The sequence below is a fragment of the Bacillus sp. PK3_68 genome (assembly GCF_003600835.1).
GTDB lineage: Bacteria > Bacillota > Bacilli > Bacillales > Domibacillaceae > Pseudobacillus.
In genome coordinates this window covers 324,418-340,649 of the sequence record NZ_NQYC01000002.1, presented here as the reverse complement: position 1 = coordinate 340,649, position 16,232 = coordinate 324,418, and the positions used below count along the sequence as shown (strand labels likewise).

At 34.8% G+C, this 16,232-nt stretch carries 17 protein-coding genes and 1 pseudogene; 3 read left to right on the top strand and 15 right to left on the bottom strand.

Annotated elements, in window-relative coordinates:
• Window positions 1–13 precede the first annotated feature (13 nt).
• The 5 genes from CJ483_RS24150 to CJ483_RS25935 all read right to left on the bottom strand — a co-directional run bounded on the left by CJ483_RS24150 (window position 14) and on the right by CJ483_RS25935 (window position 3,303).
• Window positions 14–1,486: a serine hydrolase domain-containing protein gene (locus CJ483_RS24150; RefSeq protein ID WP_120038738.1), complete on the bottom strand. Its 1,473-nt coding sequence runs from the start codon at window positions 1,484–1,486 to the stop codon at window positions 14–16.
• 54 nt (window positions 1,487–1,540) lie between these two features.
• Window positions 1,541–2,098, bottom strand: coding sequence for a sensor histidine kinase (locus tag CJ483_RS25385; RefSeq protein ID WP_259455859.1), 558 nt, complete (start codon window positions 2,096–2,098; stop codon window positions 1,541–1,543).
• Entirely contained in the window at window positions 2,074–2,418 is a 345-nt protein-coding gene (locus tag CJ483_RS25380) for a HAMP domain-containing protein (RefSeq protein WP_259455858.1), read from the bottom strand. Before CJ483_RS25380 ends, CJ483_RS25385 begins: the two co-directional genes overlap by 25 nt.
• 214 nt (window positions 2,419–2,632) lie before the next feature.
• Window positions 2,633–2,929, bottom strand: coding sequence for a winged helix-turn-helix domain-containing protein (locus CJ483_RS25940; RefSeq protein ID WP_259455857.1), 297 nt, complete (start codon window positions 2,927–2,929; stop codon window positions 2,633–2,635).
• A complete protein-coding gene (locus CJ483_RS25935) occupies window positions 2,905–3,303 on the bottom strand; it encodes a response regulator transcription factor (protein WP_259455856.1) in 399 nt (132 codons plus the stop codon). Before CJ483_RS25935 ends, CJ483_RS25940 begins: the two co-directional genes overlap by 25 nt.
• Window positions 3,304–4,520: 1,217 nt before the next feature.
• Between CJ483_RS25935 and CJ483_RS25365 the strand changes: the two are divergent.
• Window positions 4,521–5,813, top strand: a pseudogene (locus CJ483_RS25365) (ABC transporter permease).
• A 349-nt stretch (window positions 5,814–6,162) separates the two neighbouring features.
• Complete coding sequence (locus tag CJ483_RS24125; RefSeq protein WP_220702356.1) at window positions 6,163–6,447, top strand: DMT family transporter; 285 nt, start codon at window positions 6,163–6,165, stop codon at window positions 6,445–6,447.
• 403 nt (window positions 6,448–6,850) lie between these two features.
• Here the strand turns inward: CJ483_RS24125 and CJ483_RS24120 are convergent, their stop codons facing one another.
• Genes CJ483_RS24120 through CJ483_RS24110 form a run of 3 tightly spaced genes read right to left on the bottom strand, consistent with a single transcriptional unit; the run spans window position 6,851 to window position 7,958 of the window.
• Window positions 6,851–7,267: a TetR/AcrR family transcriptional regulator gene (locus tag CJ483_RS24120; protein WP_120038730.1), complete on the bottom strand. Its 417-nt coding sequence runs from the start codon at window positions 7,265–7,267 to the stop codon at window positions 6,851–6,853.
• Window positions 7,268–7,298: 31 nt separating this feature from the next.
• Complete coding sequence (locus tag CJ483_RS24115) at window positions 7,299–7,613, bottom strand: DMT family transporter (protein WP_120038728.1); 315 nt, start codon at window positions 7,611–7,613, stop codon at window positions 7,299–7,301.
• Window positions 7,614–7,616: 3 nt separating this feature from the next.
• Complete coding sequence (locus CJ483_RS24110; RefSeq protein ID WP_120038726.1) at window positions 7,617–7,958, bottom strand: DMT family transporter; 342 nt, start codon at window positions 7,956–7,958, stop codon at window positions 7,617–7,619.
• Window positions 7,959–8,533: 575 nt separating this feature from the next.
• Here CJ483_RS24110 and CJ483_RS24105 point away from each other — a divergent pair.
• A complete protein-coding gene (locus tag CJ483_RS24105; protein ID WP_120038724.1) occupies window positions 8,534–9,043 on the top strand; it encodes a cysteine hydrolase family protein in 510 nt (169 codons plus the stop codon).
• A gap of 630 nt (window positions 9,044–9,673) precedes the next feature.
• Here the strand turns inward: CJ483_RS24105 and CJ483_RS24100 are convergent.
• The 7 genes from CJ483_RS24100 to CJ483_RS24070 all read right to left on the bottom strand — a co-directional run bounded on the left by CJ483_RS24100 (window position 9,674) and on the right by CJ483_RS24070 (window position 15,437).
• On the bottom strand, window positions 9,674–11,275 hold the full coding sequence (locus CJ483_RS24100) for a dihydroorotate dehydrogenase (RefSeq protein ID WP_120038722.1): 1,602 nt from the start codon (window positions 11,273–11,275) through the stop codon (window positions 9,674–9,676).
• A gap of 833 nt (window positions 11,276–12,108) precedes the next feature.
• Window positions 12,109–12,339 (bottom strand): hypothetical protein, encoded by a 231-nt coding sequence (locus tag CJ483_RS25580; RefSeq protein ID WP_342754682.1) that lies wholly within the window; start codon window positions 12,337–12,339, stop codon window positions 12,109–12,111.
• A 153-nt stretch (window positions 12,340–12,492) separates the two neighbouring features.
• Entirely contained in the window at window positions 12,493–12,963 is a 471-nt protein-coding gene (locus CJ483_RS25575) for a metal-dependent hydrolase (protein ID WP_342754693.1), read from the bottom strand.
• 121 nt (window positions 12,964–13,084) lie between these two features.
• The gene (locus CJ483_RS24085; RefSeq protein ID WP_120038718.1) at window positions 13,085–13,312 is read right to left on the bottom strand and encodes a DUF3923 family protein; all 228 of its coding nucleotides are present in this window, start codon (window positions 13,310–13,312) and stop codon (window positions 13,085–13,087) included.
• A gap of 234 nt (window positions 13,313–13,546) precedes the next feature.
• Window positions 13,547–13,894: a hypothetical protein gene (locus CJ483_RS24080; protein WP_120038716.1), complete on the bottom strand. Its 348-nt coding sequence runs from the start codon at window positions 13,892–13,894 to the stop codon at window positions 13,547–13,549.
• Between the two features lie 65 nt (window positions 13,895–13,959).
• Complete coding sequence (locus tag CJ483_RS24075) at window positions 13,960–14,244, bottom strand: hypothetical protein (protein ID WP_120038714.1); 285 nt, start codon at window positions 14,242–14,244, stop codon at window positions 13,960–13,962.
• A gap of 713 nt (window positions 14,245–14,957) precedes the next feature.
• The gene (locus tag CJ483_RS24070) at window positions 14,958–15,437 is read right to left on the bottom strand and encodes a GNAT family N-acetyltransferase (RefSeq protein ID WP_120038712.1); all 480 of its coding nucleotides are present in this window, start codon (window positions 15,435–15,437) and stop codon (window positions 14,958–14,960) included.
• Window positions 15,438–16,232 lie beyond the last annotated feature (795 nt).

The following is a 16,232-nucleotide window of genomic DNA, read 5'->3' as shown; positions in this document are numbered from 1 at the left end:
CTGTGAAGCATCCCTACTCGATTTCGCTTCCCCTTTTTGTGATGTAATAGATCCTGCAACGGTATACCAAAATAAAAATATTTACCGTCGATAATACGACAAGCCATATAATGAGCGATGGCATAGTAGTCCATATCCCATGCCAAGGCAAAACACGCTCGCCTCCAATAAAAGACATTATTGGCGATAGAAATACAAGAATCAGGATGGAAAGCAATGTCCTGATCGCTGCGAAGATCAGTTTTCTCGGAAATGCCATGGTACAATGATTACTCCTTTTCAGCCGGAAAAGTGAATACCCACCCCAAAGGATTGTTCCAAAAATCAACAAAATCACAACTGTTTCCACGCTTCTGCTGTTCACAACAGATAGTTCAGCCTTTCCTCCATTCATAATCTGGGTAATTTCCCTTATGAAAGCGGAATAATCAACAAAGGCGTTTAAACCTGTGTCAAACATTATCGCAATGCCAAGCTGTTGATCCAAATAGATGGTTTCTTCGGCCTTATAGGTCCAGAAAATCCCCCCATGGGAGATAGTCCTCCCCTCATTATCGTCGGACTCGGCCGACCATCCCATTCCATATGATCCATTCTGCCCGGCTGCATGGTATTGCTCCAGAAGATTTTGGGGCAAAAGCTGAGCGCTATACTGCGCGATCATCCATTTTGCCATATCTTCTGCAGTTGAAATAATACCGGCAGGCCCATCAACAAACCAAGCTGGTTCGACTTTTTCCACAGGCTTGCCCAATAACAGATAATGTCCCTGTGGAATGGCAGCATTCTTATTAATTTCTTCTATGTTACTGACGTTATACGTATCGTTCATTCCCAAAGGCGTAAATATATGCTCCCGAAGGTAATCCGAAAAACTTTGTCCGCTGATTTGCTCAACAAGCAGGGCTAAAAATTGATAATTGGGATTGTGATAGCTATATTTTTCACCGGGATCATTTGCAGGCTTTACTATGGCCAGAGAGTTGTTTATTTCCTGTAACGATTTAAATTGAGCGGATTTTGTCATGTCGGGATTCACCTTGTCATTAAGCCCGCTTGTTTGATTCAGCAAATGCCGGATCGTAATGTGGCTGACACGGTCATCCTCAGGAGCGATGTCAGGAAAATATGATGTGTATGGCGCGTCAAGGTCGATTAATCCCTTTTCTGCCAGTTGTAAAACAGCCAGCGCTGTAAAGGATTTGCTTAAAGAAGCAATCGGGAAGGGTGTTCTGCTGGTTATATCGCTACCATCGGAAAATTCACCGTACCCTTGTGTATAATACACATCTTCACCATAGGCTATGGCAAGAGCTGCGCCGGTAATGTTGTTGATTCTCATATTTTCAGCAACATATTTATCAATTTCAGCCACTATCTCTTCCTTGCTTTGGAATTTAATAGCAGAAGCAGGAATGGCGGTAATCAACATAATCGCAAACAGATAAAGCAAGCAATTGGATATGATCTTTGTCGTAGCAGTCATTTATAGTAGTCTCCTTATCTTTATGATAAGAAGATGTTAACGGATAAATTTCAACTATTTATCAACTCTGCATAAAAAGCTCGCCGTTACTTTCCCGCCGCCATCGGTATCGTTCTCTACATATAAGCTGCCCTGATGCTTTTCGCACAGAACTTTGCAAATATAAAGCCCTAGTCCATGGTGTTCGCTCCCATCCAACGCCTCTCCGCAATAAAAAGGAAGAACAGCCTTGCTGAGATCCACATCAGTAAACCCGGAGCCATCATCTGTGACCGTGATTAAAAAATGGCTATTGGATACAGCATAATGGGTGTTCACTTTACTGAAAGCATAGCGCACTCCGTTTGCGATCATATTTTCAAAAACCTGCATAACCAGATTGATATCGACAAAAATCTTCGCCGAATGAGCAGCTTGACACGAGCCGAATGTCTTGCCGCTTTGACCAGTTACATGCCGGGCAATGTCTTCTATCAGGGGAATTAGGGCATCCATTTCAACCTCCTGCTTATGGACCGGTATTTCCTCCAGCTTTTGAATCGAGTTCATTGCCTCAACATAGCTTTCAAGGCGTAAAATATGAACCTTCATTGTTTGTATCGTATCCAGCAACTTTTCCTCCGATATGTTTTTTGCGGCAGATAGGTTGTTAAAAGCTCGGAATAACCTTTCAGGACAGATAAGGGTGTCCTTAGATCATGGGCAAAAATGGCATTGATCTGCTTTCGTTCCTCGACCGAGCGCCAAAGGATTTTGTAATTCCCCTCCAATTGACTGCGCATCTTTTCAAATGCGCCACAAAGCTCGCTCATCTCATCCCTGCCATCATAATAAATATGAAACTCCAAATCATTGACTGATATTTTCTCCGATGCACGTCTAAGAAGCTCAAGCGGTTTTTTCAATTTCAGTTTATAAAAGAGGCTTGCCATAACGACTATAGCACCCCGACGGTCAACAGTACCATTACAATCAAAAAAGTTTGAACCAAATCGTTCACCGAAGGATGGCCGTCAAAGTGGCGCCGCATCCTTTCAGCCCATTCGAACTCCAATACTATCGCTGTAAAAACAACAACCAGAGAAATGCAGTTTAAAAAGATAAAGGATTGAGGTATGGTCATATTTTTAAGTCTAAGTCGGTCTATTATTTTCTCCATTTGTAACCAACACCCCATACGGTTTCTATACTATTCTCGCAACCATGCTCTTTCAATTTTACACGAATACGTCTTATATGTTCGGCTATTACAGAGCTGTCACCTTCTTTATTAAGCCCCCATAACCTTTCATAAATGCGCTCCTTATCAAAAACCATACCGGGATGTGTTGACAAAAGCGCTATAATATCAAATTCCTTTTTTGCTAAAGAAATTGGCATGTCATTGTAGTAAAGTGCCCGTTCTGAATAATCAATGATCAAATCGTTACTAAACTTAACCAAAGATTTTTTTGATTTCTCATTTCCCTCCGTAAATGAGCCTCTACCCTAGCGCCCAGTTCATGGATGCTAAACGGCTTTTGAATGTAATCATCTCCTCCGGCCTGAAATCCGGTTATTTTATCTGCATCCTCTATTCGTGCGGTGAGGAATAAAATAGGGCAGGACACAAAACTCCGGGCTTTCCTGCATACGTCAAGACCGTTAATGTCAGGTATATTGATATCCAATAAAACAATATCAGGTTGATTTTCTATTTGCCGCAATGCCTCTTTTCCGTTTTTTGCCGTCAAAACTATGTATCCATTTATTTCAAAATAATCCTTTAGCAGTTTTCGAATGTCTGCTTCATCATCTATTATCAATATCTTTTTCATAAACCCTCCCACTTCCCTAGGTTGGACTGAAGCTGTAACATTTAGCCGCCAGCTTAATTCATGGATATTATACTCTTCCAGTAGTTTGAAAATGGAAGCAGGTTTTCTGTTTATCGACCGCAATCCTCGGCAATTAGAGAGAACGCTTACTTCTCTCTGTTCGAGAAATAGCCGCTCTTTTCCAGTCCCTCGGAAAAAATCATCTTTTTTTAAATTCAAAAAAATGAAATCTTATCAACCTTAAATTAGCATTCATACTCTTCCTTACCTGATTTCTCAATAATATGCCCCTTTTCTGGAATAAGCAGATATAGGAAATCTCCTATTTAACATTATAATACAGAATTGTGATTACACTTTATTTTTAACGTCTAATTTACAAACAGAAATACTCATTATCAAAAACGATGGTTTTTGAGAGAGGTAAAATTTCAGTGGAAATCTCTTGGAATTTGAGGAATTTTTATATCAAAACTTATATCAAAATCTACATGCCTTAAAGGGTGTTATTGATAGAATAGAAGGAAAGAAAGTGGATTAAGGGAGAAAAATTTATGTAATTGGGTATGTAAGAGTCAATGCAGTTACTTAGTCATGAGATTTACAATTAGACGCTAAATAATCTAGCCAGGTTCACAAAAGCGCCATATCGCTATACTATCTCAAGCAGGAGAAAGTGCAGTTGATATAGCGAAGGAATTTACTGTTGGGCATAGTAGGGTTTATAAAATTCGATATAATATAATGAAAAATCTCGCCAATCAAAAAAGTGACTGACGAGATCTCTCTATCGCATCCCCTCTCAAAAAGGTGAATGGGGATAATGAGTATACGTTTATTCTGTTATTAATCTTTTTTCATTTTTACTTTGAATTCATTGTAACATAAAGATAGATTTCAATAAGTTATTGGATGTAGAAAAGTGAACACGGTTTTATTACAGAAAAGGAAATAAAAATCCGCCATTTTTGAACTGAAACAGTTGTGTTTAGAAAAGGACGAGTTTTGTTACATATATCTAGCTTGTAAAATATTAACATGTTATCATTTTGCTTAAAGGGCGCTTTTTAATTTTGTTCCACAATCAGGCTACCTTTATTTAATGGAATAACACTACTAAACAAAATGGTAATTTATGTTGGTGTAGGTTACATGTACTTCAGCTAATGTAAGCAGGTTTGTGGAAGAACTTTAATATATATGAGTGACATTAGGAAATGAATTCAGGGCTAAGCAATTCATATATTGCAGTGAGGATAGATGAAATAGTTGATGCATCCTATGTTTTTAGTAAAATTCATGAAAGTACAGGTATATTTATGGATATAAAAACATTATGGGGTTTAAGGGTTCAGGAATATTATAGAAAAATGTTCAGGTACTATTCAATAATTGGTGTGAATGTTGTTTATTTTTCTCTAATCATTAGCAGTATTTTTATATATTATTTTAATTTATTTCTTCAGTGGATACCTCCTCAAATATCTGTTGAAGTAATCCTATCACTATTTGTAACCTACATTTTAATACAGACAAAAGTTCGTACATTTACTAAAAGGGCAGATATAATGTTTTTGTTGCCATTAGAATGGGAATTAAAGCCGTATTTTATTAAATCACTTATATATAATTTTGTTATTGATGTTATTAAATTGGTAAGTTTCATAACTTTTTTTATCCCTATTTTTGCACACAACTAATATAAATCTTCCCTTTCTTTTTTTATAGTGGGGATTGCTGCTTATAACATTTTAATGAAGTGGGATGAACAATGGTTAGAGAACCATGTACAATTTGTGTTACATAGGTTAAATAGGTTTTTTTCAATATATTTAATGTGTTATTTTTTGTTAAAAAATGACTGGATTTTTGCACTTGTTTTAATGAGTGTAAATTTCGTCTATTTAATTTGTTTTATAGGAAAAAAAAGAAATCTGAATTGGCAGTGGCTGATAGATGAAGAAGAAAGTGCATTATTACAAAACTTTAAATTTATTAATTTTTTTATGGATGTCCCCAATCTTAAACGTTCTTTTAGGAATAGACGTTTGCTTACTTTGATTCTGAAAAGGTGTATCCCATATAGTCAAAGCAGCACATCCGTATATTTATACTCACACTTGTTTGTAAGATACAATGATTACTTTTACCTTTATTTGAGACTGACTTTAATTGGAATACTTGTTAATTATGCTATACCAACAAGTGGTTGGATTTTTAATCTCCTAATTTTATTTATTACTGGACTTCAAGTAATTCCTTTACAACATGAAATTAAACAAAGTGCATTACTTTACCCTATTTCTAAATCCCAGATAAATAACTCTTTCTTAGTGTTTGTCTTGGTTATATTATATGCACAATTATTTATTCTGTATTTCGCTATGCTTACTCATACTTCTACTGCTAAAATTTACTATCTTTTAATTGGAAGTTTATTTGTTTATGTATTCGTGTATTTCTTTGCATCAAAGAGAGTCAACGTCTCAGGAAGTACCTTAAAAGAATAGCGTGGTATTCAACTATCGGGCGCGTTTGTGAAGTAAGCAACTGGTCCAATTTCTTAATTTTAATGTTGAGAAATTGGACCTTTTATATTGATTTATAGTGCAAAATAGCACTTCTTTTAAGTATCATTTTGCACTATAGATAGACATAAAAAAGCTATCATGGAATTGATAGCCTTTTTATAACTAAGTATGATTATTTTAATACTCTTTATCCCACTAAATTTTCAATGTTAGTTTGTGTTTCATACATACTAATAAAACCTTGTTAAAACTTTACAAGACAAACTGAATAGAATTTGTCATGTCTGGAGGAGAAATAAGCCTCCTTAAAATAGGAATTATCTTATTGATGCTTGTATTCATCATCGGTCTCAAAATAACAAGCGAGGGGGAGAAAGATAACCTATTTAATAATCTCATATTAATTGGTGGATTTATCATAAGCTTCTCCCTCTTATCAAGTGCCATGAAAACCATTGATTTGTCCGTTGCCTATTCTGTATGGACGGGAATTGGAACAGTAGGAGCTGCTACTGTCGGAGTCATCCTTTACAAAGAAAGAATGAACTTATATCGTGTCTCATGTGTTTTTGGAATTATTGCTTGTGTCTTAGCATGGAGACTTTTGGCTTAATACGATAACAAGCTTCTAACCAAACATCCGCATTGTGCTTAAAACAATGCGGATTTCATACAGTAATAGATGAATACAAGAAAGTTATTTTATGTGGGTTGTGAAATGGAGCAGATAAAAATCACATTGTAGACCTACCACAATCGGGCGCAATTCTGGAACAAGGAAGCTACGCACCATTTTGCAGAATCGTACCATTTTGTGGAAGAAATTTTTCATCTTGACTCGGAGGACATTTATTTTAATATACCTTTCCAGAACACTTTCCAAGTAGATTTTAACCTGCTTTCATATTCTTCATAAGAATAATTCATTAGATAGAACAACATTCCATCTAAGAGACAAATAAAAGATGTTGCAATTGTATCTTTATCAATAAACTGACTATCGTCTGATTCAACATCTAAAATAGTATAAAGTAATTTTCTAATTTCATTTTCAATACTACTGTTTTTTGAGAAATAAGTTCTTTAAATCTTTCAGGTGGGAAAACGCCATACCTTTTAAGAAAAACCCCTCTGTCATTCATATAATAGTATTCATTTAATTCTCCTAACAAATTATATAATTTATCTCTAATGGAAAGCGAACCCATAGTAGATGCTTGATAATCAATAAATTTTACATAGTCATCTATAACAAAATCTACTATTTTTTCAAAGAGTTCATCTTTACTTGAAAAATAAGCATAAATGGAAGGTGTCTTAATGTTGACTTTAGACGCTATATCCTTAAGAGAAGTTTCCTCATACCCTTTTAAGGAAAATAATCTTAATCCATGTTCTAGAATGTTTTGTTTAGTTTCTTCTCCCTTTTTCATTTCCTCACCTCAATTTAAAAATATATACAAATTAGGACACAAGCTTAAGGCCTACGATACTAATTATAATACCGCCAACTAACATTAACTTTTTTATACTTTTAGGCTCATTAAAGATAAACATACCAAGTAACACACTTCCTGCTGCCCCAATACCTGTCCACAGACCATAGCCAATACTAATAGGAATTTCTTTTAATGATACTGAAAGAAAGAAAAAGCTCAATCCCATACACATGATCAAAAATATTGTAGGTTTAAGTTTTGTAAATCCTTCAGATAATTTAAGGTTAATAATGCCTCCAACTTCAAACAACCCTGCCATTACTATAAAAAGCCAACCCATATTTTAATCACCACTTTCCGTTTCTGTTTCATTTGATACTAATTTTAAACCGATAATGCAGCTGATTAATACTAATACTAAAACAACTTTTGTAAAGCTCATTGGATCACCTAACAAAGTCATACCTACTATAGCTGTTCCAAATGCCCCTAGTCCTGTAAACACAGCATAAGCAGTTGATACAGGAAGAATTACTAATGTTTTAGAAAAACACCAAAAACTTAATACCAATAACAACACAGTAGGGATTAAAACACTTATATTAGTAAAGCCATCAGAATACTTCAAACCAAGTGCCCAGCCGACTTCAAATATTCCTCCAAGAATAAGATAAAACCAAGCCATTAGAATCTCTCCTTCTTCCAAATATATTTAGTTACGTGAAATTAACTAATGTTCGTTAGATTTTACAGCGGAAAAAATTATGACTTTATCCCTTCATTAAGGTCCCTCCTTCAAATAACTCAATTAATAAATACAAAAGCTTCTAAATTAGACTTTATAATAATGCTTATAAAATTTACCTAATGTTAGTTAGATTTTATAATAAGAAACTTAAAAATACAACCCCTATATCTTGATAGGGATATAGGAGACAAACTAAGTTCTCCTTTTAGTGTTAGTACATTTGATCACAATATATAGGAATAGGAGATTACTTTACTCAACATTCTGACCCGATTGTGGAGCAAGGAAAAATCCTGTATATCAAAAGCAGGATTTTTAATTTAACTTTTTATTAACGTCATAACTTTATTTTAAACTTCGCATTTTTTAAACAGGACTTGATTAAACTTTGTCCATGAAACTATACTAACTCCAGAAATTAGAGATTCATATCACCTTTTTATGTTGCTTGTATAGCATATCCTTAATTGATAGAATCATTAGCATATTGCAAAATGAAAGAGGTAAAAATAATGGAGACTTGTGCTGATGTTTTAATCGTTATAGATATACAAAATGGTGTTTGTTACAGTGGAGATCATTTATTCGATTTACAAAATTTGCTTAATAAAGTAAATGATAGAATCGCTTTATATAGAGAATTACATAAACCAATCATTTTTGTTCAACACTGTGATGAAGAATTAGTACCTGAAGAAGAACCATGGACTATTCATGCCAATCTAGATGTTCAAGAACAAGATTTTTTTGTAAGGAAAATACATGCGAATTCTTTTTACAAAACAAACTTAAAAAGTCTTTTAGACCAATTAACTGTACAGAGTATTGAATTTTGCGGTGCTCAAACAGAATACTGTATGGATGCTACGATTAAATTTGCTCATGGATTAGGATACGAAAATTTCATGGTACAGAAAGCAACCTCTACTTTGAATAATCCATTTATGTCTGCAAAAGAGACGATTGATTTTTATGAAAATATATGGAACCATAGATTTTTAAAATTTATAGGAGATAAATGAACGATTATAGAAAATCCTAAAATGAGGATTCATCAGCGAAAAACAACTTTATTGTACCTTTAAATAAAAGACTATAACAAACTTTTCAGCAACTCCTGGGAACCATCCAACAAGCAGCTCAAATGCTGCAAGGTGTGGGGCAAAACCTCCAATCATTTAATGTCCTTAATCAAATGACTCAACAGATTGACCAATCTCAGCAGCGACTAAAACAATTAAGTTCCCAGCAATCTCAGCAAAACCAACAGAATCAGCAAACAACTTCGTTTAATCAACACTGATCTCTGAAATCATAAAGAAAGATAGGAATATTGTTTAATTACGAAAAGCCCTGTTCACACGGAGCAGGGCTTTTACGCTTTATGGAATCTTATTTATAAAATGAATGAAAAGAACTCTCCTAATTTATTCAGTGATCAAGCCGAATTCTTGAATAAGTACTCGGTTTAGTTGCTTATCCTTTCATGATGTTCTTTTTGAAATAGCGGAGGCTAAAAGTTCAATGAGTGAAACTAACTTCAAAGATCTTTGATCTCCAGCAAACGGACGTTATTGCATGCTGAGAGGATTTTCTTGCAGATCTATCATTATCTGATGTGAAAGCCGTATCCATTTTTGGATACGGCTGCTTTATTTCCTTTTTAAGAAAGGATAGGATAATGCTAATCCGAATACATATAAAATGACTAAAAAGTAAACGGGAAGTAAATGTATAAAGGTTGTATATCCAATATATATATGGGTTCCAATCCCCGCTATAAACGCAGGTAATGCCCCGGCAGCAAGGGTATTCCAAACCCATTGTTCCCCTTCTCTAAACCCCCATAAGGAAAGCATTAGAACAAGCAAACCAACACTTACAAGGGCACTGCCAAATCCTGCTCGGTCATGTGCAATAAGGGGAATCAAATTGTTACTAATACGATCTAACATCTGAGATGACATGCACAAGAAGCTTAGATCTGTTGGCACAAAAACTTTGGATGCACCTATTGTAGAGATCACTATACCGCCTGCTAATATTAAAAATCCTAGTGTAATAAACATGAGTTGTCCATAAAGGCCGTATTGCCACTCTTTATCATTCTTTCCATGAATGGAGGACGGGGTACCTGTGACTCTTTTTCCTTCCCTAAAACTAAAATAATATATCGGCAATAAGAACAGCCAAAATAAACCGTGTAACCAATCAAAGTAACCGAAGCCGATAAAAAGAAAAATACCAAGAAATCCTACGATTGCTGCACTATGAAAAGCAATCCTTGCCCAATGCATGTTATATTTAATTCCATGTCGGGCAAGCTGGATATACAATATTCCTCCAGATATCATTGTTCCAGCCAGCGCTATTCTGTCATGGGACATAAATGATAAGATGAGAGGATTTATTTGAAAGATATCTGCTTTTGACAGTCCGATAAACGATTCATCATAAGGGAGGACAATACTTGTGAATGCAATATATAAGGCGATGATTCCTCCAACTAATATGGAGAGACCAAATAGAAATGACCAGTACCAGTTTGGATTTTTAATAGGTTGGACTTTTTCATATAACAATCGTTCATGAATTCGCTTCGGTAACCCTGGCCCAGCTTTTACATATCCATCTGTTAGCATTAACAGATCTGCACCAGCACCAACTAAAGCACAGGCCTCCTCCGGTGTCTCCACTCCACCAGAAGTTATGATCATTAGCTTGGGATGTAAATCTTTAACCTGTTTTACCAATTTAGCTAGGCATTCATTTGCATTTGCAACTTCGCGCCAATAGCTGCCCTCAATTCGACGAGGAGCCTCTATGACAATACCCCCAATACTTGTATGCTGTATTAATGTCCCTATTTCTGATTTTTTTTCGTTCATTTCATCAGCAGAAAAAGATACATAAAAAGAATGCTCTAAACATATTAAACTTTCCTCTACGTATGGGATAATCTGCTCACTTGTTCCGACAAAAGCATCTACAAAAGGTGTTAAATGTTGTACAATTATGTCCCATTCATTTCTTTTTACTTGTGCATCTATCTTGGCGAATACGGGAATTCGAATATTCAATCTTGTTAGTTTTTTGATTGCCAGTTTGAGAGGAACTTTCTCTTGATGATTAGAAAACAAAATATGACTATTTTCTCTTCTTGGTTTTATTTGATTTTTAGGTTCGTTTAATACAATTGGCCCTATTTCTACAAACCCAAACCCTAATTCTTGGAAGGCTTTAATACCTGACAAATTAGGATCAATATGGCCACTTAATCCAATAGGAGAAGGAAATCTAGTATGATAAATTTCCTTCTGAAATTCCCTTGGGGGTTCATATGCCCTAAAAACCCAATAAGACCTCGACCGCCAGGAGTAGATGCTATTGTACTCATAGATTTATGAAGAAACTCTCTGCTTGTTTTCGGGCTTATTTTATCCAGTAAAAATTTTTTCAATGGATGATAAGACCAGTCTGGCATAAACAACACCTTCTAAACTTTAATTTGGGCTACTCTCTTTACCACTCCGATCTTAAGTCCCTCAATTATTTTTCTTTCTTTAATTCTAGCATGTACAATTACATAGCATAAAGTATCCTTCTCTATTATTTAATGTACTGCTGCCGAAGTTCAATAAATGTACCACATCTTTAATGGCCTTTGATCTTCTACAGTGGAGTGGAGTGTAATTACTTAACAATAAGCAGCCGCCTTTTTGCTAGGTAGATCTAAATAGTTCTAAAAATGATTAAATGTAAATAATTTAGCACTCAAGCTTCAAAGTTGGGTATGCAAAATAGCACTTAACAGAAAGGGAATCTCTAATGAAAGCGTTGCTTTAAAGTAAGTTTGATCAAAACTGCCCTATAAGCCAGCATTTTGCTAGAAATAAAAAAGAATCGATTTTGAAAAAAGAGGAATCAAAAATCGATTCTTATCCAGCAGATTTAACGTTGGTTTTTATAAAAAAGATTGATCATTTTCTACCTATGATATTTATGATATAGACTAATTTATATATATAATGCTGTTCATAAATGACTTGAGAGAAGTAGAATCATCATTAGTTAATCCTACTCCGTTTTATTTTTCAATATATTCAAATAGAAACGACTGTCCATCACGGTAAAAACGTGGATCGTATAATCCCAACACCTTCCCATCATCTACTAAAGCAACAAAAGGTGACCATTCATAGAGTGTTTTGGCTTCAGGACGTTGAGAGAATAAATAGTCAAGAGCCGCATCTTTATTAGAAAATAAAACAGATTGTTCTTTCTCTTCCTGAAATAGATTATCCTGAAAAATAGTCACGGTATCATTTTGTTTAACAATGACTGAATATGTCCAAGGGACAAAATCAGCAGAAAGAGCGACCTGATCATATTTTCATCATATTGGTTATAAATGAGGAACCCTTGAGTACTTTGAATAATAAGATGAAGACTCATAAATGCCCAAGCCATTTTAAAATAATAAGGCGACTTTTGTTTGTTTTTTTTTCGATAAAATAAAAGCAACCCCTATGATGATCCAGAATACAAAATCAATAATGGGAATGGTTCCGAAGGTAATTCGATTATTTGAAAAAGGTTCCAAATAACCTGTCCCCCAAGCATTAAACAGATCACTAGTGTCATGAATAAACACAGCCAACCATCCAAGTAAAAATAGCTTTTTATCTTTTATCTTGAAAATAGCAGCACAAATCAAAAAGAATAAGACTGCCCATAGTGGTGTTAGGAAAATAGAATGCGTGATACCTCTATGCCACATCTGATATTGCCCTGAAGTATCCCACAAACGAGAAATAACATCTATATCGGGAATTAAGCTTGCCCCTACCGTTGTCACCAAATAAGCACGTTTATGATTTTTATCCAAGTTTCTTTTATCAACTGCTCCGTACAATGTTAGTCCGAATAAGGTATGAGTCATCGAATCCAAACTACTACCTCCAATATTTTACTTATTCTTATATAGATAAATTGTACTGTGAACAGTCAAACAGGAGATTGAAAAAATAGCCCCTATCCTTTTTCAGAATTGCGCCTTTTGCTTAATTCTTTTTAGCCTTTTTCAAATTAACAACCAGCCATACAATCTGTATACTTAGTGGAATTATAAACGCAATCAATAATACTATAAAAGCTACTAGTTTTAGCTCAGGTGTTTGAGTAACACCAGCGCCATCAATCTCTCTTGTCCAAACAACCACTGTTCCTGCTGCAAAAAGGACAATCCAAATAATGTTGGCAATCCACCAAGAAGCCCATCGTTTTTTCACATTATCATTCCTCATTTCTTAAACAATTTGGCTCAGTTGTAGAACACAAGTATAAATAACTATATTATTTTTTAAATGACTTTATTGTAAATTAAAGAACTTTATTATCTCTGCACATCTATGACTTGCCTCTTACGAACTGATCTTCTCTGTTAATTCAATAAACACATAGTAAAATAGCTTAGACTTTATCATTTCGAGTACAACACGATCATCATTATGTGGCATTAGATCTTATTGCACAAATGTATAAACTCTATATTTTGTTGTATACATGGCACTTTCGACAACCAAGTCTTTATTATTTTTGGTAAAAAAGAGAGAGGCTCCCGCTTGGTCTTTAAATCTCCACTCTTTTGAATCCATAAAATCAATAAATCGTTGATCTCCTTCAGAAGTAACTCTTATCAAATAACGCTTGGTCTCACCTGGGATTCCTACAACACTCTCATCAGTGATTTGTAACTTTGCCATGCCAATAGCAAGTGGAACAGGGTTTCCTTCCTGAAATATAATCGGTGAACTTATGAGAAGTAAAAGAACAAGTACTGTGATAAAAATCAAAAGCATTCTTTTTATCAAAAAACCCCTCCATGCCCTTCTTCATTAACTAAAAACCGTTTATGTATATAGAAACCGGATATTTTTTAATTCCTCTTATTTTTTCTTAAAAACAAAGGTGTAAAATAAGTGAGCATAGCTAGTAGTAAGCCAAAGCACAACGATATACTACCAATAATTACAAAGTTATTTATATATGTCTTAATAATCATGTTGTATTGATGAGTATCAGCCATCCCTTCGTTTTGCTTCATAAGCCATGAATCGCCTAAAGAGGTTCCAAAAGAAATACTTGAAAACATTAGAATGAAACCTCCTACTACTAATAAAATTGAAAGAAAAATTAACCCTTTTATATTATCCCTCGACAAATGAATTCCTCCTAATTATCCCACAACCACCGCAACCCACATATTACCACAATACCCTCATTTAGTTAATTATTGAAGTTCTTTTCTGCCCTTGCACGAATGATTATTGATTTTCCAAATACATGAGCAAGCGAGAAAACTCATAAGAATTCTCATGAGAAAAGTGGAGGTTATCCCTTATATTTGCTAGAATAAAACAACATAAAAAAGTGGGGAATTGGTTAACAACCAGACGGTATATGAATAAGCATTCCCCTCATCTTCTCATGAAAAAAATACAACTCCTACCTTGTTTCAGATGAATCCATAGAGATTATCCAAAAAATTAGGAACTTGTATTCAGAGGGCAAGAATGTTGAAGAAGTAGATAATGCTTTGTCGAGTCTAAGAGTACCCATAAGTATAACTGTAGAAGAGAATGAGAAACAGGTGAACATAAATCTATCAGAAGTCATACAAAAGCAAGGAGAAGCCTTTGTACAACTTCGAAAAGAGATGAGAAAAGAATGAGAAATGAATGAGAACTTGCTTGAACAGATGAAAAAGCAACAAGAATACAGAGACCATAAACTAGAGGCTCGAGATCAGAAGCTTATGGACGCATTAAACCAGAGTTTAGAGATAAGAAAAAAGCTGGAAGTAATTGATTTTCCTAACAGCTGGAACTCTAGTAGACATTGAGATAGCTGTTTCTAATACTTTAACTATGCTCGTTAATCTAACAGTTTAGTGAGAAGGATTTCATCGTGAACTGGGATACCGTCATTACCCAGGTCAGGAATTTCAGGCTTTAGTTTTCTCGCCTCAACAACAGCACCTCTATAAAGTTCTGTTAAATAATAGCCTCGTTTTTGATAAAATTTTAACGCATGTAAATTATCATTCGTGGTGATCAGTTTTATCATATTGCAGCCTTCTTCTTTTGCCGTCTGTTCCACCTTTTGAAGTAAAGTCGATCCAATCCCTTTCCCCTCTTCAATGCTATCTAAAGAAATTATTTCACACTCATTCGAGCCAATAACGTATGTTATGTATCCAACTATTACTTCTTTTTCGTTTACTACGGCAAACCCTTTTAATTTTGTACAATCAAATATCCCGCTCGAAATGACCATTTCCGGGCTTCCCCAATGCTCAATAAAAAAATCATTGACCTTGTTTTCTTGTAGCTGATTGGCTGATAAAATTCGCATTTTCATTTCCTTTCTTGCTTAATAAGGCATGAAAAATCTTCTGTTACAAATATACACTTAAGTTGTATTCAATTAAATGGCCCATTTGCGGAATAAGAAAAAAACCTGCATTTCAATACAGGATTTTTGATCAAACTTTATTATAAACGATCAGACTTTTTTATAAATGATCGAACTTTATTTCAATTCAAAGTCACATCACAACAGACCTGAGCCTTTTCGCCTCAGTTGCTTAGGCATACTGAAAGGTTTTTTGCGCAAAAGTATACTTTTACGAACGTAACCTTATCCTTACAGCGAAAGATTTGTTAAACGATGGTGTTGATTTTGGGGCAAACAAAAAGAACCCTGTCCTGTAGAGTCCTTCTAGTATTCCTTCTTTAACTAAAGCCCCCGTTAGTTTAAGTGCTGGAGTTAGTATAGTTTTGTGGTCACAGTTTAATTAAGCCCTTACAATCATTTTGAGAGAATGTGTCCGAATTGGAACGTAAGTCTACAGGCAAAAAATATAATGATGACTTTAAGAAAACAATTGTGGATTTATATCCTTCCGGCAGCTCATTTAAAGAACTAAGCAGCGAATATGGCGGATCAGAAGTAACGATTTATAAATGGGGAAAGACTTTAACCCCATCAATTCGGAGAAAGAGGCCCCGACACCGAAAGAGTTAGCAGATGTTCAGAAAGAAAACCTTCGGTTAAAACAGGAAGTAGGAATCTTAAAAAAGGCTATGGCCATACTTTTTTAGATGTCCAAAATGTAAGGAGTTATTTGAGAATAGTCCAGATAACTGG

Bases quoted from the DNA above. Each gene is read 5' to 3' on its own strand.
- CJ483_RS24150 (WP_120038738.1), bottom strand. From the start codon at position 1,486: ATGACTGCTACGACAAAGATCATATCCAATTGCTTGCTTTATCTGTTT.
- CJ483_RS25380 (WP_259455858.1), bottom strand. From the start codon at position 2,418: ATGGCAAGCCTCTTTTATAAACTGAAATTGAAAAAACCGCTTGAGCTT.
- CJ483_RS25935 (WP_259455856.1), bottom strand. From the start codon at position 3,303: ATGAAAAAGATATTGATAATAGATGATGAAGCAGACATTCGAAAACTG.
- CJ483_RS24125 (WP_220702356.1), top strand. From the start codon at position 6,163: ATGCTTGTATTCATCATCGGTCTCAAAATAACAAGCGAGGGGGAGAAA.
- CJ483_RS24120 (WP_120038730.1), bottom strand. From the start codon at position 7,267: ATGAAAAAGGGAGAAGAAACTAAACAAAACATTCTAGAACATGGATTA.
- CJ483_RS24115 (WP_120038728.1), bottom strand. From the start codon at position 7,613: ATGGGTTGGCTTTTTATAGTAATGGCAGGGTTGTTTGAAGTTGGAGGC.
- CJ483_RS24110 (WP_120038726.1), bottom strand. From the start codon at position 7,958: ATGGCTTGGTTTTATCTTATTCTTGGAGGAATATTTGAAGTCGGCTGG.
- CJ483_RS24105 (WP_120038724.1), top strand. From the start codon at position 8,534: ATGGAGACTTGTGCTGATGTTTTAATCGTTATAGATATACAAAATGGT.
- CJ483_RS25575 (WP_342754693.1), bottom strand. From the start codon at position 12,963: ATGACTCATACCTTATTCGGACTAACATTGTACGGAGCAGTTGATAAA.
- CJ483_RS24070 (WP_120038712.1), bottom strand. From the start codon at position 15,437: ATGCGAATTTTATCAGCCAATCAGCTACAAGAAAACAAGGTCAATGAT.